The organism is Caproiciproducens sp. NJN-50 (assembly GCF_004103755.1).
Classification (GTDB): domain Bacteria; phylum Bacillota; class Clostridia; order Oscillospirales; family Acutalibacteraceae; genus Caproicibacter.
The window spans coordinates 2,832,647-2,855,428 of sequence record NZ_CP035283.1 but is presented as its reverse complement, the minus strand read 5'-3'; the positions used below and the strand labels follow the sequence as shown (position 1 = coordinate 2,855,428).

Annotated in this window: 17 protein-coding genes; 13 read left to right on the top strand and 4 right to left on the bottom strand. The window is 54.5% G+C overall.

All coding sequences use genetic code 11. The annotated features are described in order from the left end of the window. Positions 1 to 352: 352 nt before the first annotated feature. The 12 genes from EQM14_RS13855 to EQM14_RS13800 all read left to right on the top strand — a co-directional run bounded on the left by EQM14_RS13855 (position 353) and on the right by EQM14_RS13800 (position 15,143). On the top strand, positions 353 to 1,543 hold the full coding sequence (locus EQM14_RS13855) for a CaiB/BaiF CoA transferase family protein (RefSeq protein ID WP_128743772.1): 1,191 nt from the start codon (positions 353 to 355) through the stop codon (positions 1,541 to 1,543). 23 nt (positions 1,544 to 1,566) lie between these two features. Beyond that, a complete protein-coding gene (locus tag EQM14_RS13850) occupies positions 1,567 to 2,781 on the top strand; it encodes a CaiB/BaiF CoA transferase family protein (protein ID WP_128743771.1) in 1,215 nt (404 codons plus the stop codon). A 63-nt stretch (positions 2,782 to 2,844) separates the two neighbouring features. Then, positions 2,845 to 3,477 (top strand): MBL fold metallo-hydrolase, encoded by a 633-nt coding sequence (locus tag EQM14_RS13845; protein WP_128743770.1) that lies wholly within the window; start codon positions 2,845 to 2,847, stop codon positions 3,475 to 3,477. Between the two features lie 45 nt (positions 3,478 to 3,522). Continuing rightward, positions 3,523 to 4,974, top strand: a complete 1,452-nt coding sequence (locus tag EQM14_RS13840) for a sigma-54 interaction domain-containing protein (protein ID WP_128743769.1) — start codon at positions 3,523 to 3,525, stop codon at positions 4,972 to 4,974. 149 nt (positions 4,975 to 5,123) lie between these two features. Then, the gene (locus tag EQM14_RS13835; protein ID WP_128743768.1) at positions 5,124 to 5,897 is read left to right on the top strand and encodes an enoyl-CoA hydratase-related protein; all 774 of its coding nucleotides are present in this window, start codon (positions 5,124 to 5,126) and stop codon (positions 5,895 to 5,897) included. A 50-nt stretch (positions 5,898 to 5,947) separates the two neighbouring features. Then, the gene (locus EQM14_RS13830) at positions 5,948 to 7,231 is read left to right on the top strand and encodes an MFS transporter (protein WP_128743767.1); all 1,284 of its coding nucleotides are present in this window, start codon (positions 5,948 to 5,950) and stop codon (positions 7,229 to 7,231) included. Between the two features lie 116 nt (positions 7,232 to 7,347). Then, on the top strand, positions 7,348 to 8,487 hold the full coding sequence (locus EQM14_RS13825; RefSeq protein WP_128743766.1) for an acyl-CoA dehydrogenase family protein: 1,140 nt from the start codon (positions 7,348 to 7,350) through the stop codon (positions 8,485 to 8,487). A gap of 51 nt (positions 8,488 to 8,538) precedes the next feature. Further along, entirely contained in the window at positions 8,539 to 9,681 is a 1,143-nt protein-coding gene (locus tag EQM14_RS13820) for an acyl-CoA dehydrogenase (RefSeq protein ID WP_128743765.1), read from the top strand. Positions 9,682 to 9,798: 117 nt separating this feature from the next. Then, on the top strand, positions 9,799 to 10,035 hold the full coding sequence (locus EQM14_RS13815) for a hypothetical protein (RefSeq protein ID WP_128743764.1): 237 nt from the start codon (positions 9,799 to 9,801) through the stop codon (positions 10,033 to 10,035). 49 nt (positions 10,036 to 10,084) lie between these two features. Beyond that, positions 10,085 to 11,698, top strand: coding sequence for a sodium:solute symporter family protein (locus tag EQM14_RS13810; RefSeq protein WP_128743763.1), 1,614 nt, complete (start codon positions 10,085 to 10,087; stop codon positions 11,696 to 11,698). 185 nt (positions 11,699 to 11,883) lie between these two features. After that, entirely contained in the window at positions 11,884 to 13,881 is a 1,998-nt protein-coding gene (locus EQM14_RS13805) for a thioredoxin domain-containing protein (protein ID WP_164919091.1), read from the top strand. Between the two features lie 92 nt (positions 13,882 to 13,973). Further along, positions 13,974 to 15,143: an iron-containing alcohol dehydrogenase gene (locus tag EQM14_RS13800; RefSeq protein ID WP_128743761.1), complete on the top strand. Its 1,170-nt coding sequence runs from the start codon at positions 13,974 to 13,976 to the stop codon at positions 15,141 to 15,143. A 148-nt stretch (positions 15,144 to 15,291) separates the two neighbouring features. Here the strand turns inward: EQM14_RS13800 and EQM14_RS13795 are convergent, their stop codons facing one another. The 4 genes from EQM14_RS13795 to EQM14_RS13780 form a co-directional block, all read right to left on the bottom strand. Next, entirely contained in the window at positions 15,292 to 16,122 is an 831-nt protein-coding gene (locus EQM14_RS13795) for an FUSC family protein (protein ID WP_128743760.1), read from the bottom strand. A 3-nt stretch (positions 16,123 to 16,125) separates the two neighbouring features. Next, positions 16,126 to 16,797 carry an HAD family hydrolase gene (locus tag EQM14_RS13790; RefSeq protein ID WP_128743759.1) on the bottom strand — a complete coding sequence of 224 codons (672 nt, stop codon included), beginning with the start codon at positions 16,795 to 16,797 and terminating at the stop codon, positions 16,126 to 16,128. Between the two features lie 95 nt (positions 16,798 to 16,892). Next, on the bottom strand, positions 16,893 to 19,943 hold the full coding sequence (locus EQM14_RS13785; RefSeq protein ID WP_128743758.1) for a hypothetical protein: 3,051 nt from the start codon (positions 19,941 to 19,943) through the stop codon (positions 16,893 to 16,895). Positions 19,944 to 20,218: 275 nt separating this feature from the next. Next, entirely contained in the window at positions 20,219 to 20,938 is a 720-nt protein-coding gene (locus tag EQM14_RS13780) for a bactofilin family protein (protein ID WP_164919090.1), read from the bottom strand. 599 nt (positions 20,939 to 21,537) lie between these two features. Here EQM14_RS13780 and EQM14_RS13775 point away from each other — a divergent pair. Continuing rightward, on the top strand, positions 21,538 to 22,620 hold the full coding sequence (locus tag EQM14_RS13775) for a tyrosine-type recombinase/integrase (RefSeq protein WP_326974826.1): 1,083 nt from the start codon (positions 21,538 to 21,540) through the stop codon (positions 22,618 to 22,620). The last annotated feature ends 162 nt before the right edge of the window (positions 22,621 to 22,782 follow it).

Genomic DNA, 22,782 nt, shown 5'->3' with positions numbered 1-22,782 from the left:
TAAATGAAACGATTACAGTGTAAACTAGTATTTGACGATTTTGGGACGTCCGGTTTCCGCCTACAGCGGCCCGGAAGCACTGCGGAATAAAAAATATCGTCCATTTTCCGGGCGGTGTAAAAGTGAGGACGAAATCGTTAAAAACAAAACGGGACGGGGGTCGATTTCATGATGCTCTGAATTCGCCGCTTTGCGGAATTGAGACGATTCATTTTATGGTAAGTTCTTTTTTCTTAGTTGGCACGCAGTTTGCTCCAATAAAACAACAGACATATTTGAGCAAATTTTATCCGGGCTTTCCGATGCGGAAGGCCGCCACATCGTTTTGACACACTGAAAGGAGAAGGAGTTCATGAAGCCGCTGACAGGATTGAGGATACTGGATCTGACCGATGGGAACCCTTATATAGGAAGCATGTTCGCGGATTATGGAGCAGAGGTCGTCAAAATAGAAAAACCGGGTTCCGGCGATTCGATCCGTAAAAGGGGATCGGACGGCGACCACCCCGAGGGGATTTACCAGGCCTATTACAACCGGGGTAAAAAAAGCGTGACAGTCGACGTCACGAAGCCGCAGGGTCAGGAGATTATCCGCAGAATGGTCCCGCATTTTGATATGATGGCCGCCAATATTTCGGAAGAGGCGCTGAAGGGCTGGGGACTGGGATACGAGACGGTGAAACAGCTTAACCCGAAGCTGGTTTACGGGATTTTGACCCCGTTTGGCGAGGAAGGCCCCTGGAAAGATTACCCGGACTACGATCTGGTGGTCATGGCGCGGAGCGGCCTCCTTGCGCAGACGGGCTTCCCGGAAAAACCGACCCGCATCGGATTTCCCCTGAGCTATTATTACGGCGGCTGGCACCTGACCGCAGGCATGATGGCCGCCTGGCTGAAAGCCATGGAGACCGGCGAGGGCCAAAAGGTCTCCGTGTCGTCCTGGCAGGCTGTGATGTCCATCGACGATACGTACGCCCAGTGCCTGGTCGGAATGAACGAGCTGCCAAAACGGATCGGGAACGGATTTCCCACCGCCAACCCCACCGACACCTTCAAGTGCAGGAACGGCTGGTTCGCCCTGAGCATCGGCAGCGACCAGCAGTGGTGGTCGTTCAGCAAATCGGCCGGCCGGAACGACTGGATCGAGGACCCGAGATACAGCCGAGACCCCGTGAGGTCCATGGAACATTACTTCGGCGACCTTGACCTGCAGCTGAAGGATTACTTCGCGTCCATCACCATCGAGGAGGCGGACCGCATCTGCAAGGAAGCGATGGTTCCCGGCGCTCCCTGCTACACAGTCAATGAACTGGCGCACGATGACCAGGTGAAGGCGCGGGAGATGATCCTGCCGGTCTCCGACCCGAGAATGGGGAAGACCCTTCAGATCGGCAAGCCGGCCAAATTCCTGCGTGACAACGAAAACGACAACGAGATTGCTCCGGCTCCCGCCCTTGGGGAACATACCGAATCCGTGCTGAAAGAACTCCTGTCGATACCGGACAGCGAAATCGCGGATCTGAAAAAGGATCAAATCATTTAAAATCATTGAAAAGGAGAATCATCATGGCTGCATTTGAAACCGAGGGCGTTTTAAAAGGCCTGAAGGTACTGGATTTTACCATCGCGGTTTCCGGCTCCTTTGTTGCATGGCAGTTTGCTGATCTGGGCGCGGAGGTCTGGAAGGTGGAAAAATACGGCGACGGCGATCAGGCGCGCACCTGGGGACCCTTCGTCAATGACCTGAGCACCCTGTTCGTATCGTACAACAAGAACAAGCAGAGCATCGAGATGAACCTGGCGAAGCCCGAGGGCAAGGCCATCATCTATGAGATGGTAAAGCACTGTGATATCGTTTTGGAAAATTTCAAGAGCGGTTCCATCGACCGGCTGGGATTGGGCTATGAGAAGCTGAAGGAGATTAATCCCCGCATCGCATTTATTTCCCTGAGCGGCTTCGGCGCTTCCGGCCCAATGGCGAAGTACCCCTGCTACGATGCCATCGCGGCGGCGAGAGGAGGCTTCGCGGGCAGCAACGGGGAACCGGAGGGCGCTCCCATGAAAGCGGGCAACAGCATCTGCGATACGCTGACGGGGATCTATACGATGAACGCGGCGCTGATGGCGCTGATCGAGGCGCGCAGAACGGGCAAGGGCTGCAGGGTGGACGTAGCCATGGCGGACGTGGCCATGCGTTCCTGCGAGGAGACCCTGATGGATTACGCCAGGAACGGGACCGCTCAGCCGAGGTTCGGCAACCATGACCGCTTCACCGCCCCCTATGGCATCTTTGAGGCCCGCGACGGTTTCGCCGTCATCATTGCCGACAGTGAGGAGCGGTGGCGGAGCCTGTGCGCTGCGCTGGATGTTCCGCGGCTGAAGGAAAACCCGCTTTTTGCCGACAACGCGTCCCGCGTTCGGAACCGGGATGCCCTCGTGAAGGAACTCGAGGCCGTCACAAAAACTTTGTTCCGCTCTCAGATCGAGGAGAAGCTCCTGAACGCGGGGGTGCCGGCGTCCGGGGTTCTGCCGTTTATCGAGGCGTATACGTCCAAACATTGCAATACGACGGAAGTGACGGAGATCGTGCAGCAGGACAAAATCGGCGCGACACGGTTTTATAAGAATCCCATCCGTTTCAATAACGCATCCTGCGAAATCAAACGCGGCTCGCCGCTGCTTGGACAGGACACCGACGATATTATGAAAGAACTGGGCTATTCCGACAAGGAAATCAAAGCGATGTACGATGCCGAAGTGATTGGAAGCCATCTGATCTGACTTCCGGCTTCGACCGGGAGCGGAGAGTTTGGTCCAGACACCACTCATGAAACGGAGACAAAGGTGCAGATTAAACAGTTGATATTGGGAGATTATGAAACGAACTGTTATGTGCTTCAGGGTCCGGGTACCGGCAGCTGCGCCGTGATCGATCCGGCGGACGACGGGCCTGAAATCTGCAGGGCGCTGAAGAAGCTGGGAACGGTGCCCGAAGCGGTCCTGCTGACCCACGGCCATTTTGATCACATCCTGGCGGTTCCCTATCTGCAGGAACGCTGGCCGCGCCTGCCGGTTTACTGTCATCCGCTGGACTGTCCAAAGAAGACCACGGAGGAGTACGAGGGACAGATTTACCCAACTGTTTCCGCTTTCCGGAATCTTCGCCGCTGCGAAGAAGGGGACAGCATTTCCGCCGGCGGCCTTTCCTTGCGAGTGATCTGCACACCGGGGCATACCCCGGGCTCTGTCACTCTGATCTCCGGGAACGCGTTGTTTACGGGAGATACGCTGTTTCAGGGCGGCATAGGAAGAACGGACTTTGAGGGCGGGGACAATCGGGCCATGATGAAATCCCTTGCCCGTCTGGCGGCGCTGAGCGGAGATTTCCGGGTCTTTCCGGGGCACGGCCCCGCCACAACGCTGAATACCGAGCGAACCCACAATCCCTGTCTCAGAATGGCGATGAAGCTGTATTAGTTGGAAAGAAGCAATTCAGAAGAAACGGGGGGATTGAAGATACAATTGTCAGAAGAAACCCGGCTTGTCCTGGACGCGCTGGCGGCGATCGGGAACGTTGTGGAGATTGTCGACACGGAAGGCGTCTATGTCTACTGCTCGGAAAACAGCAATTTTGCCGACATAGAGCCAAAGGACATGATCGGGAAAAATGTAAAGGATATTTATGGGCTGACCGACGACACCTCCAAAGTGATGAGGGTCCTGCACACGGGCATCCCGATCCGCGATTACCTGATGAGTTTTCTGTCCGTAGCGACAGGGAAGAGGTACCTCTGGCTCTACAGCGCCTATCCCCTGATCGTGGACGGGACGCTGATCGGAGCGATCACGGTCTACAAACCCTTTTCGAACGTGAAAAGCCTGGTGGATGAGTATGACGGCACCGAAAAGAGGAAATCCGACTGTCCCGCTTCGGTCCAGACGGGAAACTTGTTCACCTTTGACGACATCATCTATGCCTCGGCCAATATGGAGGAGACCATTGAACTCTGCCGGAAGGTGGCGAAAAGCGATTCTTCCATTCTTCTCGTCGGAGAGACCGGAACAGGGAAACAGATGTTTGCGGAAAGCATCCACAGCGAGAGTACGAAGAACAGCAAGCCTTTTATTTCGGTCAACTGCGCCGCGATTCCGGACACTCTGCTGGAAAGCATTCTGTTCGGTGTGACCAAGGGCGCCTACACGGGGGCGGTTGAAAAGGCGGGCCTCTTTGAGCAGAGCTCCGACGGGACCATCTTCCTTGACGAAATTCAGGCGCTTTCCCCGGAAATGCAGGCGAAGCTGCTGCGGGTGCTGGAATATAAGGTCGTCCGGCGGGTGGGCAGCAACAGGGAGATCAAAGTCAATCCCCGCATCATCACCGCAATGAACGTGAATCCCCTTGACTATATGAAGGCCGGAAAACTGAAGCCGGACCTGTTCTACCGGATCGCGGTGGTGACCATCCGGATCCCGCCGCTGAGGGAACGCACCAGCGATATTCCCATTCTCGTCAACCATTTCATTCAAAAGGCCAACAGCGATTTTTCCCGCAATATTGAAAAGTGCTCCGATCAGGTCATGCAGCACTTCTTCCAGTACGGGTGGCCGGGAAACGTCAGGGAACTGCAGCACACCATCGAGCATGCGGCCGCGGTGATGGGGGAATGCGACACCTGTGTTCAGATGGAGGATCTGCCCGCCCTGCTGATGCAGAACACGCCGATCGCCGTGGAAACGCGGGAGATCAGCGGCCTCGATTTTGAAAATGTCTTCGGCCATATCGAGAGCGGCGTCGGCATCGATTACAAATCCGCCCATAACTACGCGCTCAATGAATTCAACAGACAGTTCAACCGGTTTTTCATCAAACACGCGCTGGAAGTGACAAATTACAATGTCTCACAGACAGCTCACAGCATCAAAATCTCGCGCCAGTTCCTGCATAAACTGATCCGCAAATTCGATATCCGCTGATCGTGTACGGATTGGACTGCGGAAACGATGTTCCTTTGTTGTTAAATTTTCAGGAAAAAGCCTGCGGGAGGGGACCTCTGCGGAAAGGGGAAGAATCTTTTCGGGCCGGATCTTGAATTTTTACAAAATATAATGTTGAGGTGATCATTTTGAGCGAAAAAAATGTACTGACCGAACTCACCGACGGCGTTTTGATCGTGACAATCAACCGTAACGAGCGCAGGAATGCTCTTGACCCCGCGACTTCCGCGGCGATGGAGGAGATCCTGAACGGCGCGGAAAAGAATCCGGAGGTCCGGGTGATTATCCTGACCGGCGCCGGGGAGCGCAGCTTTTGCGCCGGAGAGGACCTGGCGGCGTTCGACGAAGCGGGTGAATGCCAGACTGTGATGGAACACGGCTTCGGCGGCATGACCGCCCGCGTTTCGTCAAAGCCCATCATCTGCGCGGCGAACGGCACCGCGGTGGCCGGCGGCCTGGAGATTGCTCTGGCATGCGACCTGATCGTCGCGGCGGAACATGCGCGGTTCGGCCTTTCGGAGGTGAAAGTCGGTTTGCTGGCTACGACCGGCGGGCTGGCCCGCCTTTCCCGCGACATTCCCCGCAAAATTGCCATGGAGATGTGCCTGACAGGGACGCTGCTCAGTGCCGAGCGCGCCAGGGAGGTCGGCCTGGTCAACTATGTGGTCCCCAAAGAGCAGGTCATGGAGAAGGCGCTGGAGCTGGCGCATACCATTGCAAACAACGCCCCCATTTCTCTGAAACTGACCAAAGAAATCTTCCATATTGCCCCTCAGGTTTCCCTTGAGGATGCCCAGCGCTTCTGCGACCGCTGCTGGGATTACATTGAAAAAACCGAAGATGCCAAAGAAGGCCCCGAGGCATTTCTGGAGAAACGCAAACCCCAGTGGAAAGGCCGGTAAGTCCCCCCCGCGGACAAACGACACTTTAAATATGAGTGAGGGAAATAATAATGGTTAACAAAGTATCGAAAGGCTACAAATGGCTGATGCTGTGCCTCGTTGGCTTAGGTTATACGACTTGCTGCATGACCATCTGGATGTATTACAGCTACTATGATCTGATGCAGAAATATTTTGGGGCCACCAACACGCAGATGGGTTATCTGGGCACGATCACCGGCCTTGTCATGATTGTCTGCTGGCCTGTGGGCGGCATGGTCGCGGATAAGGTTTCCATGCGGAAATCCTTTCTTGCCTGCATGGCGTTCACCGTCGTGTTTTTCGTAATTCTGGCCGGGCTCAAAAACTTTAACGTTTACATGGTCATGCTGTTTGCGTCCTGCATTATGATGGGTGTTTACTATACATTGTTCGGCAAGATCGTCAAGGGTGTTTCCACTCCGGAGACCGAAGGAAAGAACACCGGCTACTTCTGGGCGATTTACTCCCTGGGCGGTTCCGTCATCGGGGCGTTCGGCTCCTACTTTGTCACCAAAATGGGAATGGCCGGCTGGCGTCCCCTGATGTACCTGTTCATCGGCCTGGCCGTTGTCTGCGCGGTGGTCTGCTACTTCTCCCTGAAGGAAGACCGGTTCAACGACTGGACCCAGCTTGACACCAATAAGGAAAAGCCCAAATTCGAGATGAAGAGCGTGAGCAAGGTCCTTCTGATGCCCGAAATCTGGGTCGCCTCCCTGATTTATTTCACGATGCTGATGATTACCTGCGCGGGAATCCGCGCCGTGTCCATGATGGGCAGCGTATATATGGTGCCTCTGGGGATCGTCACCTTCATCGGCGTTTTCCGTCAGTACATCGGCCGCGTGATCCTGAGCCCGGTTTCCGGTTTTATGATCGATAAATGGGGTTCCTCCATGAAGGTCATCCGCCTGCTGCTCGTCATCACCCTGGTCGGCATGGCAGCCTTCTTTATTTTCCCTGTCGGCGGCGATTACTTCTGGGTCGGCATCCTGCTTGTGGTGTGCTGCACCATTGGCTACGGCATGCAGGCTCCCTGCTGGATGACCCCCATTTCCGAGATCGGAGTTCCGGTTGCCTATCACGGCACGGCGATTGGTCTGTACAACGGAATCGGCTGCATTTCCGATGCATTCATCTATGTTCTCTGCGGCAATTGGGTCGATAAATACGGCGACGTAAAAGGCAACCAGATCTCGATCGGGTTCATCTGCGGCATGCTCGTACTCTGCTTTGTGCTGACCCTTGTCGAAAGCAAAATGATCGAAAAGAGAAGAGACGCTCTGGGCAGACCGCTGCCGCTGAAAGCCAGCTGAGCTGCGGGCCCATTCATCGCGCCGTTTATAAATCAGGTAAAAACAAAGCACTCCGCGTTGCCATGTCGATTGAGGCGACGTGTAAGTGATAAAAACTTGAGTTGGAGGTTCATAAAATGGATTTTAGATTGACGGAAGAACAGGAACTGATGGTTCAGGCCATAGACGAGGCCATGAAGCGTGAGAACCTGGAGACATACTTCAAAGAGTGCTGCGAAAAGCACGAGCATCCGCAAAAGTTCTGGGATATCCTGCGGGAATTGGGCTGCTTCAGCATGTTCCTGCCCAAGGAAGCCGGAGGCGAGGGGGAAGGCGCCGTCACCATGTTTCTGGTCATGGAGGCCCTGGGCCGCGCGGGCGCGCCCATCTATCTGTACTGGGACCATGTGAAGGCGGACTCTCTGCTGGAATGCGGAACCAAGGAGCAGATCGATAAATTCATGCCCATGTTCTTTGAAGGGGACTCGGCGTTCGCGCAGGGTTTTTCCGAACCCACGGCGGGCACTGATTTGTCCAGCAACACCATCATGACAACCTATACCCGCAAAAACGGGAAGGTTTATATCAACGGCCACAAGCATTTCATCAGCGGCGCCCAGCGCAGTGATTATATTCTTGCCCTCTGCAAGAATTCAGACAATCCGGAGCAGCTGACGCTGTGGTTTGTTCCCACCAATGTTCCCCAGTGCAAAAAAGAGCGCATGGAGACCATGGGACTCGACATGGAAGATGTCAACGATGTGTGGTTCGACAATGTCGAGATTGAAGAAAAGGATATGTTCAGCTTCGAAGGCAACGGCCTGATGGCCACTTCCAAGGGGTTCGATTACGAACGCCTGATCGACGCGTTCAATGCCTACGGCCAGGCTCTGTGCGCCTATGAGGACGCCTGCCGCTACGCGAACCAGCGCACCGCGTTCGGACAGGAGATCGGCAAGTTCCAGCTGATTCAGAACCACATTATGGAAATGGCCATGCGCGTTTATTCCATGCGCGACATGCTGCTGCATTTTGCCTGGAACAAAGACAACGGCTGCCTGACCCGCGCGGAGGCCTCCATTGCCAAGCAGTACTGTTCCGAAAGCGCCAACGAAATTGTGGACCATGCCATGCAGATTCTGGGCGGCTTCGGCTACTGCGGGCACCGCGTCAGCCGCATCTACCGCGACCTGCGCATCACCCGGATCTCCGGCGGTACCGGCGAAATCCAGACCAGAATCGCCGCCAGGTCGATCCTCAAGCAGTATAGGGACTGATAAAACCATCCGCCGCCCAAAGTGCAAACATTCTTGTTAGGAGTATGAAATATGGATTTTTTGTTGAACGATGAACAGCAGCTGTTGCAGAGCATGTTCCGTGAGTTTACGGACAAAGCGATCAGACCCATCGCCGCTTCCCTTGACGAGGAGGAGCGTTTTCCCGCGGAACTGATCCCGCAGATGGGAGAGATCGGCCTGCTGGGAATTCCCGTCCCCGAAGAGTACGGCGGCGGCGGGATGGGCCAGCTGGAATATGTTCTGGCCGTCGAGGAAATCTCCAAGGCCTGTGCCAGCACCGGCGTGACGATTTCCGCGCATACGTCCCTTTGCTGTTGGCCCATTCTGGAGTATGGCACGGAGGAGCAGAAGCAGAAATATCTGCCGCCTCTGGCTTCCGGTGAAAAGCTGGGCGCGTTCGGCCTCACGGAACCATCCGCCGGCACGGATGCCGCAAGGCAAACGACCACGGCCGTGGATCAGGGAGACCATTGGCTGCTGAACGGAAGCAAGATTTTTATCACCAACGGCAGCTACGCCGACACCTATGTTATTTTCGCCATGACGGATAAGGGCCTGGGCAACAAAGGCATCAGCGCGTTCGTTCTGGAAAAGGGCATGCCCGGGTTCACCTTCGGAGCAAAGGAAAAGAAAATGGGGATCCGCGGCTCCGCCACTTATGAACTCATTTTCGACAATGTGAAGGTTCCGAAAGAGAATCTGCTGGGCGAAGTGAATAAGGGCTTTAAGGTTGCAATGAGCACTTTGGACGGCGGCCGCATCGGGATTGCCGCGCAGGCCCTGGGCATCGCGCAGGGCGCGATCGACGTGACCGTCGAGTATGTCAAGCAGCGCGAGCAGTTCGGCAAAAGGATCAGCCAGTTCCAGAATACGCAGTTCCAGCTTGCGGATATGCAGACGAAAGTCGACGCCTCCCGTTTGCTCGTCTACCGCGCCGCGCAGGCGAAACAGGACCACGAGCCTTACATGCACCTTGCCGCGGAAGCCAAGCTTTTTGCTTCCGAAACCGCCAGCGACGTGGCCCGCCGCTGCCTGCAGCTCTACGGCGGCTACGGCTACACCCGGGAATACCCCATCGAGCGCATGATGCGCGATGCCAAGATCACCGAGATCTACGAGGGCACGTCCGAGGTGCAGAGAATGGTGATCGCGTCGCATATGGGCCTGAAATGATTTCCGGGCAAAAATGCTTCATAGTATACTTTATGCTCAAAATGGCGAAAGGAAGGAACGGCTGATTGACAGCCGCTCCTTCCATGCCATCTTGTCGATTGTTGCGGCAGGACCGATATGGGTGCAATTTTGACGGAGAAGGGGGTTACTATGGGAGAAGTTGTTTTTTCGATTTTTATTGGCGGCATATTGGCCGTGTCCGGAATTTTTATGAATCTTATCCTGAAGAAAGAAGAAAGGCAGATCCTGTCGGAACAGAAAAAAAGCCGTCCAAAGGCCGATAAGCTACTCGGAAATGACGAATCAAAGCAGGATGGCCCGGATGACACCGGGAACTGCGGTCACAGCTCCTGACATTCTCCGGTCTGTGGAGGAGACTTGCTTCACGTAAAGAGGGTAACTTATGAATATTTATTTAATAGGCGTTATGGCCTGTCTGGCTGCTTATCTGATTGTAGGCATCTGGGCCGGCCGAAGCGTTAAGAATCTTGACGACTATTACGTCAGCAGCCGCAACGCGCCGACAATTCTGATTGCGGGCACTCTGTTTGCTTCCATGCTGTCTGTCAACGGCTTCATGGGAGATCAGGCCTGGTGCTATAACGGCAACATCACTTCGCTGGTGCTCCTGAACAGCATCTGCGCCTGTGGATACATCTTTGGTCCTCTGTTCTTCGGCCGCTATCTGCGCCGTTCCGAGTGTGAGACGATGCCTGAATACTTTGGAACCCGCTACAACGACCCGAAAATCCGCCGTGTGGCAGGCATTACGACGGTGATCTCGCTGACGGCGTACCTGCTGGCCTGCATCTCCGGTGTCGGGATCCTGATGCAGGAGCTGCTCGGTCTGCCGAAATGGCTCTGCCTGATTCTTGCGTGGGGATGTTTTACCGGTTTTACGTTTTATTCGGGCTCGAAGGGCGTCATCCTGACGGATACCATGATGTTCATGGTTTTTCTGTTTGCCACGATCATCGGCGGTGTTTATGTGTTCAACGCTCAGGGAGGCATCGGAAGCCTTTTGACAAATCTGATGAATAACCCGGCGACGCCGAAGGGTCTGCTGGATTACCATGGCAATATCGCCGGAACCGGCGCGGACACCGTTCTCGGCTCCATCCTGTATTCCGTCACAATGGGCATCATCTGGTTCATCACGGTGGGCGTATCGCCATGGCAGGCGGGCCGGAACATGATGGCCAAAACAGAGCATGTTATTTTCCGTTCCGGCGCGATCGCCGCCGTTTGCACAGTTGTGTTTCTGCTTTATCTGAACCTGGTCTCCGTCTCCGTGATCAATCTGAATCCGGGGATGAAGGATGCGCAGCGGGTGCTGATCTGGGCCTCGTTCAACGTCATGCCAAAGCTGGCGGGAACGTTTATGCTCTCCGGGATCATGGCGGCAGGATTATCCTCGGCTTCCACGTTCCTTTCCGTCATCGGGTTTTCCATTACGTCTGACATCGTGCACGTCAGATTCAAAGACGAGAAGCGGCAGCTGGAAGTGAGCCGTCTTGTGATGCTGATCTTCGGCATTGTTTCTCTTATTTTGTCCTTCCTTGATTTGAGTTCCATTCGCATCATTTCATGGTTCGCTTCCACGATCATCGCGGCTTCGTGGGCCGTGCCGGCCGTCGGCGGCATCGTAAGCAAAAAATTGTCGGCCGCCGGCGCGCGCTGGTCCATGATTGCCGGCTTTCTCGGATTTATCTTCCCCAAATGCCTGGTTGGCCTTGGAATCCCCCCGTTTAATTCTTTCTTTGTCAATTTTCTGGACCCTTTCTTCATTGGGCTTTATCTGAGCCTGCTTTTCGCGGTGATCGGCTCGTGGAGGCATCCTGCCACGGATACTGAAATCGGTTATCGTGAGAAGCTGATGGTGGTTCCGGAAGCGGAGCGGAATCCTGCGGACTACAAGCGGGACAGGACCTACGGCCGTCTGCTGGTCGTGGTGGGCATCGCTACTTCTCTGTTCCTGCTGTTCTGCTGGGCGCTTCCGTACAACCATCTGATCTGATTTTCCATTCCTGTTTTGCACCTTAGTATGCTGATTTTTCAGGCCATCGGTTTTCCTCCCAGGGAGAACCGGTGGTTTTTTATTTTCTTATACGTAAAAAAAGATAAATCTCCCGGTCCATCCCGATTCGTATGGTTTGAATGCGGAATGATCATACTATCAGCGTATTAAAGAGGGGTGGAACAATGGAAACAAAGAAGGCGGCCAACAGGCTGATTTATGAAAAATCTCCCTACCTGCTTCAGCATGCATATAACCCGGTCGACTGGTATCCGTGGGGAGAGGAGGCGTTCGAGCGCGCGAAAGCAGAGGATAAGCCGGTGTTCCTCTCGATCGGCTACTCCACCTGCCACTGGTGCCATGTGATGGAACGGGAGTGCTTTGAGGATGAAGAGGTGGCGGCGGCACTGAACCGCGGCTTTCTCAGCGTCAAGGTCGACCGGGAGGAGCGGCCGGACGTCGACGGCTATTATATGGAAGTTTGCCAGCGGATGACCGGGTCGGAGGGATGGCCGCTCAGCGTTTTTCTCGATCCCGAGGGCGGGCCGTTCTTCGCCGGCACCTATTTCCCAAAATACGACCGGCCGGGAATGGCCGGATTCCTGACCCTGCTGAAAAAAGTGAGTGCCCTGTGGAAAACCGACCGCGCTGGAATCGCGGATTTTGTCGGGCGGGTACGGCTGGAAACCGCGCCGCGCGCCCAGACCCCGGCTCCGGTGGACAGCCTTCTGCCCGAGCGTGTCTTTCACTCTCTGCAACAGAGCTTTGACGAAAAGAACGGGGGCTTTTCCAGTGCCCCGAAATTCCCGAGCCCGCAGAACCTGCTGTTCCTGCTGCGCTGGTATGCCGCGTCCGGGGATCGGGGGGCTCTGCAAATGTGCGAAACGACCCTGACCCGGATGCGGCTGGGAGGCATCTGCGACCAGATCGGCTTCGGCTTCTGCCGCTATTCGACGGACGATCTATGGCTGATTCCCCAATTTGAAAAGATGCTGTCGGATAACGCTCTTCTCAGCATGGCATATACCGAGTGCTGGCAGGCCACCGGGAAGGAAGAATACCGGCGCGCGGCGGAAGAGATTCTCTCCTACCTCACGGGTCGGATGCAGGCGGAAAACGGCGGATTTTACACGGCGGAGGACGCGGATTCCGAAGGGGAAGAGGGCAAGTACTATGCCTTTACACCGGCGGAGCTCCGTTCGGTGCTCGGACCGGACGCGGAGGAATTCTGCCGCCTGTACGGGATTACCGAGCAGGGAAACTTTGAAGGGAAAAACGTCCCGAACCTGCTCCAGGGGGAAATCCCGGAAGGGCGCCGCGAATTTGCCGATTCCTGCCGCCGCAGGGTATTGGCATACCGGAACCGCCGAGTCCCACCCTTTTTGGACGACAAGATTCTCGCCTCCCGCACCGGGCTCGCCATTGCAGCGCTCTCCGTCGCCGCCCGAGCGTTCGGGGAGGAAAAGTATCTGCGGCAGGCGCGCAAAGCGGCGGATTTTGTTCTGAAAAACATGATGGAACAGGACGGTTCCCTGATTTCCGTTTACCGAAACGGCCCGTCGGAGGTTCCGGGATTCGCCGACGATTACGCTTTCCTTCTCTGGGGATTGATCGAACTGTATGAGGCAGGCCAAGAGGGCGAATGGCTGCATCACGCTCTGCGCCTGGAACGGGTGTTTGCCGACCGGTTTGAGGACAGGGAGAACGGGGGCTTTTTCCTTTCGGAGAACAGGGCCGCCCGGTCGCCTGCGCGGAGCAAGGAAATCGCGGATTCCTCTCTGCCGTCCGCCAACGCCGTCCAAGCGTGGCAGATGGTCCGTCTTTCCCGCCTTGCGGAAAAACCGGAGCTGGAAGAACGCGCGGTCCGCACGCTGGAAGCGTTTCCGATTGAATTTACCCGGATTCCGGCCGCTTGCCCGACCGCGGCCTGTGCGGTCCTGTACCTGAGCGGCGGAGGGACGGACGTTGCGCTGACAGCGAGGGAAGAGGGCGAACTGGATCCGATGCTCGCCGTGCTTCGCGACGGATACCGGCCGTTCCTGACCGTCCGCGTCAACCGCGGAGATTTTGGCGCGGAACGTGAAACAGGAAAACCGCGCGCCTATGTCTGCACCGGGCATGCCTGTTTTCCACCGGTCGGCGATCCGGAGGCGCTGCTGCGGCTGATCGACAAGAAAAAATAATTTTTCGAGTGCTTGAAACTGCCGGAGCAGTATGGTAAGATAAGGATAGATTGTTTAATAAATAACAAACAAAGCATCAAGGAGGAATTGCCATGGCGAGATTCACTTTACCGCGTGATATTTATTTCGGATCCGGAGCGATTGAAGAGCTGAAAAATCTGAAGGGCTACAAAAAGGCATTTATCGTGACCGGCGGTCATTCCATGAGGAAAACAGGGTTCCTGCAGAAGCTGGAGGACGTGCTGAAGGGAGCGGGACTGGAAACCAGGATTTACGAGGGCGTCGAGCCGGATCCTTCCATTGAACGCGTGTTCGACGGCGCGAAAGCCATGCGCGAATTTGAGCCGGATGTGATCGTCGCGATCGGCGGAGGCTCCCCGATGGACGCCGCAAAGGCCATGTGGGTGTTCTACGAATATCCGGATAAAACGTTCGATGATATCAAAGATCCGTTCACCATGCCGAAGCTGAGGAAGAAAGCCATCTTTGTCGGAATCCCCTCCACCAGCGGGACGGCGTCCGAGGTCACGGCGTTTTCCGTCATCACGGACTACTCGACCAACATCAAGTATCCTCTGGCCGATTTTGAGATCACGCCGGATATCGCGGTGCTGGATACCGATATTCCGCAGGCCATGCCGAAGACCCTGACCGCGCACACAGGAATGGACGCGCTGACCCATGCCATTGAAGCGTACGTCGCTTCCGCCCGCTCCGATTTCTCGGACGCTCTGGCGCTCAAGGCAATTTCCGATGTTTTTGACAGCCTTCTCGACTCCTACAACGGCGACAAAGAGGCGCGCGGCAAGATGCACGTCGCGCAGTGCCTGGCCGGCATGGCGTTCTCCAACGCGATGCTCGGCATCGCGCACAGCATCGCGCACAAAACCGGCGCGGTATTCCACATCCCGCACGGCTGCTGCAACGCGATCCTGCTGCCGTTCGTCATCCAGTACAACTCCAGAGTCTGCATGGAGCGCTATGCCCAGATCGCAAAGATGCTCTGTCTGCCGGGAGCGACGGATAAGCAGCTCACGGATTCTCTGGTCGAGGCCGTCCGCGCGCTCAACAAAAAGCTCAGCATTCAGCCGACCTACCGCGAAAACGGCGTGAGCGAGGAGGATTTCAAAGCCCATGCGCAGACCATCGCCGAAAATGCGGTGAAGGACCCCTGCACGGGCTCCAATCCGAGGGCGACGGGGGTGGAAGAGATGCTGAAGGTTCTCACCTGTGCGTATTATGGCGAGGACGTCGCGTTCTAAACCTGACGGCTATGCAAGAAACCTTTAATAAACCGAGCAGCCTGGAAGCGTACAACGCTTCCAGGCTGCTTTTTTAAAAGGCGCCCGGCGGCGGTTCAGAAGGCCGACGATTCGGGATGCCGGCGGAACGAAAAACAAGGCCGGAGCGTTATGAGTTCTTCGCGCGTTCGAAAAGCTCCCGCATCCTTTTCATGTGATAGCGGTAGACCGTCAGAATTTCCTCGTTCGGCGCGCCGTCCTCCGTCAGTTCCATGACCTCGACGGCCTTCAGCTCGTCCAGGACCATCCGGTACAGCGAGATGCTGGAGGAAATGCGGAACACCTCATCGTCGTTCCAGCGCAGGATTTTTGCCTCCGAGATATACAGCCACAGCGTGCGCGACAGTGTTTCGATTTCTTCGGCGACCGGTTTGGTGCTGACCGTCCTCCTCGCGGAGGCGTCTTCGATGGCCGCCGCGGTTCTTCCGATCAATTCCGCGTATGCTTTTTTGATTTCCACGGCGTAATTCGGCGGCATGACGGTCAGGTTGACCACAACCGCGACGGCGATGCCGAGCAGCGCGGCTCCCATGCAGGGGAGGGCGTATTTCCAGGGGGCGCTCTGGGCCGCGCCGAACATCACTGCGGCGAAGGAAAAGCTGGACAGAACTCCCGCGCTTTCAAGGTGAAATAAATGGCACAGATACAGCGAGAGAATCACGCCGATTCCGCATAGCCCGGCATTTCCCGGCAGGATGGCGGCGAACGCGGTCCCCACGGCGGAGCCGATCACAACTCCGGCCATTTTGTTCTTTCCGGTTTTTACGGAAAGGTCGATGGATTTCCCCATGGAGATCACCGTAGCGATCACGGCGATAAACGGCTGGTTCAGGTGCAGAAGATTGGAAATCGCGATACAGAATGTCACTGCAATGCCCGTTTTGACAACGCGCAGCCCCAGCCGGAAATTTGTCCGGAAAAAACGGAAGATCCGTTTCATAATTCACCTCTTGCAGTTCATCACCGGCAGAATCTCTATCGGCGTTTTCAGCAGATAGACAGCGCCGTTTTCTTCCAGCTCCCTGCGGTCCCGGAATCCCCAGAGGGCTCCCGCCGTGTCCATGCCGGCGTTGCTCCCGGTTTTCATATCCGTATTCGTGTCTCCGATATAAAGGATCTCCTTTGGCGGCAGCCCGAATTTTCCCGCGATCCTCAGCGCGCCCTCCGGCGACGGTTTGCGGGGAATGCCGGGCTGCTGGCCGAAACAAAGGCCGAAAGTCCCCCTGGGAAACAGAGAAGAGATAATCGCCTTTGTCCACGCGTCGGGCTTATTGGAAAGAATCGCCGTCGCGATGCCGGCTGTTTTCAGCTCTGCCAGCGTTTCTCTCATGCCAGGATATTCGCGGATTAAATACGTCGGGTCGCTTTCATAAAGCGAGCTGTAAACACCTTTCAGCACCTCGGCTTCCCGCTCCGTAAACGCACGGCCGCCGGAAACGGCGGTCAGCATCCGGCGGATCTGCATGTCCGCCCCGTCGCCGACGATTCTGCGGTAATCTTCCTCCGGAATGATCGGATATCCGCACTGTTTCAGCGCCTGATTGGAAAAGTGCGCGATGGAGTACAGGGTGTTCGCCAAAGTGCCGTCAAGATCAAAAATACAAGCGCGATACAAAAAATCACCTGTTTGATTATTTAATAACGGAATCTAGTCTATTTTACAATATTCGGACGGGTATAACAAGTACCCCGTCGGGGAGGTCCTGATTTCTAAACAGGGTCGGAGAACCGGGCCTCCAGCCCGGAGCGTTTTTCGGCTGGCCAGTCGGAATAGACGTCTTCCAGATACAGGCCGTTGGATTTTCCCCTGCAGTAAAGCAGTTCCCCGCTTTCCAAAAGCCAGCTGTCGCAGACAATTCGCGAAGGATCCAGCCAATACCCTGGCTGGGTTTTGTTCAGTGAATCCTCCAGTCCGCAGCGTTTCAGGATGCTTTTGATATACGTCAGATTGGTATGGAACAGGTCGCGTCCTTTCTCAGGAGATGCGTCCGGCCAAAGATCCCCCAGGATGCGTTCCGTAGGGACGGGACGTCCCTTCCAATGGATCAGGTATGAAAACAGCTCTTTAGCCTTGGCGGTGCGCCATTTCAGAGGCCTTTCCCAGTCTTCGGCGGAAAAAGCCTCAAAAGGTCCCATGCAGCGCACGTACATCGGTCTTCGCAGATGGTCGGGGATAGCTCCGGAACGGAGAAAGGCAAACGCTTTCTCCCGCACCGCTTCGGAGGAGTCGTAAAAAAGGATCTCCAGAAGGCTGACGGGACCGCCCTGCTGAATCAGCCATTCGGCTGCTTTCAGCCTGATAGGTTCCTTTGGACTCTTAAGAAGTTCAATCAGCTGGGGTTCCGCCTGTGGGCCCAGGCGCAGAATCAGCCGGTGACAGAAATCCGGCTCGATTTCATTTTCGATCGCCAGCCTCAGGCACGGGCGCATTTCAGGGAAGGTCAGATAGGTCTGAACGTACTGCTCCGCCGCGGAATACCGGATACTGACGGATGCGAAGGGGAGCGCGGCGGCTTCCTCTCCTTCGCTGATCAGAATATTGGCCATCAGGCCGGAAAGCAGGGCGACAAATTGTTTCAGGCCGGTCTGCCGGCTCATCTTGAGCGGCAGTTCCAGGTAGCTTTTGGCCTTTTCCCTGCGGCCGATCCGCAGATAGGCCACGGCGAAATGAAAGGAAGAATAAAGAAGAAGGGAGTCCTTTTTCCGGGTCAGCTTTTGCACACAGGAGTCCAGCATTTTCTCCGCCGTGTCAAAATCCATAAAGGAGTCGGAAAAGATGGTATACCGGATTGCCTCCATCATCTCCGTGTAATGCTCCAGACTGCCGCCGGAATCGCGGAAGCTCTGCAGCGCGAGGTCCATATAGAGCCGGGCGGCCAGCTCGTCGTGCAGGTCGTGGCTCGCAAGCGACATGTTGTAATACAGCAGGTGAAGGTCTTCCGTGAACCCGAGGCGCTTTTTTCGCCCGACGGATTCCTTCATCATGGAAATCGCTTTTTCCGGGTCGCCGCGTTCCCTTTCGATCCAGGCGGCGAACAGGTTGACGGAATGGAATTCCAGGGCGTCGTAATTCCAGCCGTTCGCCTTCAGCGCGCTTTGGTAATACAGAAGCGCGTTCGTATACTCCCCCTGGTTGTAGTATAGCACAGCCATATAGGCCAGAAGGCGGTTTACCGTTCTTGCGCCCGATTCCTTGCCGTGGCTCTTCGCTTCGGCGATCGCCCGTTCCGCCGTTTCGATGGCCCGCACCACATTCCCGCTCAGCCATAGGCTGTAGATGATTTCTCCGGCCGCCTCCATGCGGTATTCAAAGGGGATTTCTTTCGAATCCATCGAAAGGGAATCCAGCAGATTCAGGCTTTCCTGGAATGACGACCGGTAGCGGAGGATGCGCGCCTTGTGGATTGTCAGCCAATACATTGCGGCTGGATTTTTTCCACCACAGTAAAGTTTCATGGCCCTGTCGATCCAAGGTTCGGCCGCCACAAAATTTCCTTTATAGGAAAAAAGAGCCCCTCTTGCCAATATCAATCCGGGAGTGTCGGGGAATCCTTTCTCCCCAAGATGCCGCATCCAATGCTCGACCGTTGAAACTTTTCCCTGTGATAAAAGGAACAGCGCGCTTTTCTCAATGCATTTCGCTGCGAGACCGTCGAGACCGGCCGAAAAGTAGCAGGGAATGGCCTGCTCGAAAAAGTCCCGGCTTTCGTAAAACCGGCCGGCCCGCTCGTAGGCGGAAGATTTCCCGTCGGAAAGCTGGGTGAGCAAAAATTCGCGAAAGAGGGGATGCAGCCTGAAAGACAGTTCCCCGCCGCCTCCGCTTGCCGTCATGAACAGATTGATCTGTTCCAGCCGGGAGAGGAACCCGGCGCTGTGGCCGGAATCCAGCAAAAAATCGCAGGCTTTCGGTGTCAGTTCCTCAAGGACGGATGTCCGGATCAGAAAAGACCGCAGTTCTCCGGGGAGATCATTCATCAGATCGTTCAGAAAATAATGAAACAGTTCTTTTTGACTTTTTTCCGAAACCGCCTCTTCCTTCAGGTCTCCGAAGTTCCGGTAGAATTTGAGCACGGCCAGACCGAGCGGCCAACCGTCCATCGTGTTCCGGAGCCTTTCCATGGCGCCCCCGGAAGCCGGAGAAATATCGTTCATATCGAAAAGCGCATTGATTTCCTGACGGCTGAAAGCAAGGTCCCGTTGGCCTACCTCCTGTACCAGACCGGAGGCTCTGAGCCGAAGCAGATTGATGTCCGGCAGATACCGGCAGGCCAGCACCGCATGTACAAAGGGCGGCAGACAGGTGATTAAGCGCTCCAGAAACCGCAGGATTTCGGGTTCTGAAATCAGATGAAAATCATCGAAGACCAGCAGCAGACCGTCGGAAGACTTTTTTTCTAATTCACAAACGGCGGAATTCAGCAAAAATTCTCTTCGGTTCTCCGGGCTGATTTCCTCGTCATCCATGACCGGCGATTCAAGATCGGCACCGGGAATCACCTTTTCAAGCCCTGCGGTCAGGTATTGGTAAAACTGTACGGGATCATTATCCGTACGGTCCAAATGATACCACATGCAGGGAATTGACGCACGCTTTGCGAATTGCATGGCAAATGTGGTTTTTCCATATCCCGCGGGCGCCACGACGCAGGTGATTTTTTTGTCGGAAAAATGGCAGGTCTGATCCAGCAGGCGGCTTCTTGGGATCATTTTTTTGCCGGAGCGTGGAAACTGAAGTTTGGACTGCATGACTGGATTTTTCATGTTGGCACACGGCTTTTCTCCGAAACGGAAAATTCTGAAGAAGTCAGGGAAGCGGCCGCATCGGCGGCGGGAATATAACTAAGTACATATTAACACATTTATCGATAATCTGCGCGCCCAAATACGGTTTCTCCCTGATTTTGCCGCGTTTCTGAATTTTTACTGCCGTTGCCGCCGCCCGGACCTGACCCCAAAAAGAAAAGCCGCCGTATCATACGGCGGCTTTTCGGGGTGCAGTCAATCGAGGCCCCGGAGCCCTTCTTATTCTTTTGCGTTCATGTGCCGGACGAAAGAGAGACTGTTTCCGCCTCGTCCTTCACACCGAATTGCTCCATGCTTCCGTCCGCGATCTTCAGCTTGCCGGACAGCTTCGCACCGGTCTCTAATGTGATGGTTTTTGAAGTGATGTCTCCGATTACGACGGCGTTGCATCCGCAGTTTACGTTTTCCGAGACGTCGATATTTCCTCTCAGCTTTCCACCCAGCCTTAGATTTTTGCATTTCACAGATCCTACAATCACGGTTTTTGTGTCGGCGGAGACTTCTTCGGAAGCCGTCAGGTTTCCCCGAATGGTACAGGATCCCGCATAAATGGATAGTCCCTGCACATCGCCGTATTGTTTCCCTCCGATTTTTACAGTTCCGGAGGAAATGACTGCTCCATGGACTGTTCCGAGGATGTCAATATCGCCTTCCGAACGGATATCGCCGAAAACGACGGTATCCGAGGCAATCACGGTGACATTTTTTTGACTTTTAGCGGGTTCCCTGCCGTCGGGGACAGGATCTTTTTTCTCGGCAGGCTTTCGTATGACTGCCGGTTCCGTCAATTCCGCCGCAACTTTCCCGGCAGTGTCGAGCCACTCCTTATGCGGAATGTCCGCCAGTTCCGATTCCATCCATTCCTCCTCTGTAAAATCTCCCATGGGGCCGTCCCAGATCCTTTTTACAAGGTGAAGGAACCTGCTCTCCTGTTTTTGGCTTAAAGCATCCAACCGTACATTCCTCCAAAATAATCTTGCAGCCATTATACTATGGGGTTCCAAACATTTTCCAAACAAAAAAGGCCGCTATTTTCCAATCGCGCTCCATTTCGCCTTTTTTCAATAATTTTTTATAAAACCGCTGGAGGACGGATCTATTTAGGGGGAACACGGTGAAAATCGGGAAAAGCAGGACGGCAGGAAGAAAATCTTCCTGCCGTCCTGCTTTAAGCTCCAATTGATTCGGGTCCTCTGTCTTACGAAAAATATTTGCTGCCCTTTCATCTCGGCGGCAGCCCCAAAGCGGCATTTTCCAATGGAATAATCACCGCAGTTTATTTGAAACTGTGACCCGGATTTATACTATATATCGGCGCCTTTTGACCGAATATTAGTTGTAGTCATAATTTAATTTGACGCCTGGCGTTGGTAAACAGCCGAATGCGGCGGAAATACTCTTTTCTTTTATCATGGCAGGCACAAACCCGGGCCGTTATGATTGATTCGCCGTCAAGATCGACGTCACATTTTGAGAGGAGCAAATGAAAATGCCGCGCAGAGGTGAAAATATTTATAAACGAAAAGATGGACGCTGGGAAGGACGCATTCTAATGCCGGACGGAAAATACCGGTCTGTCTACGCAAGAAGCTATAAAGAAGTGAAGGAAAAGAAAAAGAAAGACCAGGATCTCCGGTGCCTCTGTAAACATTCCAAGCAAGAAGAGCCGTCGGAATTATTTGAGCTTTGGCTGAAAAACAATGTCCTCAACAAGGTAAAACCGTCTACCTATGAGAACTATTATCGCTGCGTGCATAAATATGTCATTCCCTTTTTCAAAGAAGTAGAAAGTGGAGGAATCACGGCTTCGTCCGTCTCTCTGTTTGTAAATTCAATCGATGGGAATCAGAAGATTTCCGCTTCATACCGGAAGAAGATCCTGTCTGTTTTTAAAACCGCTCTGAGAGAAATTCTTAGGGACTCCACGGATCTTTCTTCCGTCCTTCGGATGATTAAACTGCCAAAGATTGAAAATGGGTCCGTACAAGTTTTTTCCGTCAGGGAACAGCGGCTGGTTGAGAATACAATCTTTCAGTCTGACGATAAACGGGCTTTGGGCATATTGTTGTGCTTTTATACCGGAATACGGCTGGGAGAATTGTGCGCTTTAAGATGGAGCGATTTGGATTTTGAGGCGGGGACCATGTCCATTGTGCGCACGGTTTCCCGCACAAAAAATTTTGAGCCTGGAACAAATAAAACAGTGCTGCTTGTCGGCACTCCCAAAAGCCAAAAATCCGTCAGAAAAATTCCCCTGCCCGATTTTCTGCTCAGATTGTTCGATCAGTGGAAATGCGAGAAAGAGGATAATTATATTTTTTCGGATTCGGCGGCTCCCATGGATCCACGCACCTATCAAAGGTTTTATCAGCGGATACTGGCGGATTCCGGGGTGCCTTACCGCAAATTTCACGCCATCAGGCATTCGTTCGCCACGCGGGCGCTGGAGCTGGGCGTCGATATCAAGACTCTCAGCGAATTGCTGGGGCATTCGAATGTTTCCATCACCCTGAACATCTACGCGCATTCCCTGATGGAACAGAAAAAAGTGGCGATTGAAAAGTTCAACCAAATGTATATCACACATATGGAACTGTCACTATTCGCCGTCAAAGATCTGGTCGCCTCCGTCTGAAAGGCACGGTCACCACGCGGCTTGTTCCGGGTTGTCACAGTTTCAAATAAACTGCGGTGATATTCCATTGACGCAGCAAATTCGCCCGTAGCCTATTCATGGCTTTTAACGATGACTGACACACCAAAAACTTTGCAGAATCTATTTTTGCAGGAAATGAAC

Excerpts from the sequence above, each read along its gene's own strand:
- EQM14_RS13855 (WP_128743772.1), top strand. The coding sequence starts at position 353 with ATGAAGCCGCTGACAGGATTGAGGATACTGGATCTGACCGATGGGAAC.
- EQM14_RS13850 (WP_128743771.1), top strand. The coding sequence starts at position 1,567 with ATGGCTGCATTTGAAACCGAGGGCGTTTTAAAAGGCCTGAAGGTACTG.
- EQM14_RS13830 (WP_128743767.1), top strand. The coding sequence starts at position 5,948 with ATGGTTAACAAAGTATCGAAAGGCTACAAATGGCTGATGCTGTGCCTC.
- EQM14_RS13825 (WP_128743766.1), top strand. The coding sequence starts at position 7,348 with ATGGATTTTAGATTGACGGAAGAACAGGAACTGATGGTTCAGGCCATA.
- EQM14_RS13820 (WP_128743765.1), top strand. The coding sequence starts at position 8,539 with ATGGATTTTTTGTTGAACGATGAACAGCAGCTGTTGCAGAGCATGTTC.
- EQM14_RS13815 (WP_128743764.1), top strand. The coding sequence starts at position 9,799 with ATGGGTGCAATTTTGACGGAGAAGGGGGTTACTATGGGAGAAGTTGTT.
- EQM14_RS13810 (WP_128743763.1), top strand. The coding sequence starts at position 10,085 with ATGAATATTTATTTAATAGGCGTTATGGCCTGTCTGGCTGCTTATCTG.
- EQM14_RS13805 (WP_164919091.1), top strand. The coding sequence starts at position 11,884 with ATGGAAACAAAGAAGGCGGCCAACAGGCTGATTTATGAAAAATCTCCC.
- EQM14_RS13800 (WP_128743761.1), top strand. The coding sequence starts at position 13,974 with ATGGCGAGATTCACTTTACCGCGTGATATTTATTTCGGATCCGGAGCG.
- EQM14_RS13795 (WP_128743760.1), bottom strand. The coding sequence starts at position 16,122 with ATGAAACGGATCTTCCGTTTTTTCCGGACAAATTTCCGGCTGGGGCTG.
- EQM14_RS13785 (WP_128743758.1), bottom strand. The coding sequence starts at position 19,943 with ATGAAAAATCCAGTCATGCAGTCCAAACTTCAGTTTCCACGCTCCGGC.
- EQM14_RS13775 (WP_326974826.1), top strand. The coding sequence starts at position 21,538 with ATGCCGGACGGAAAATACCGGTCTGTCTACGCAAGAAGCTATAAAGAA.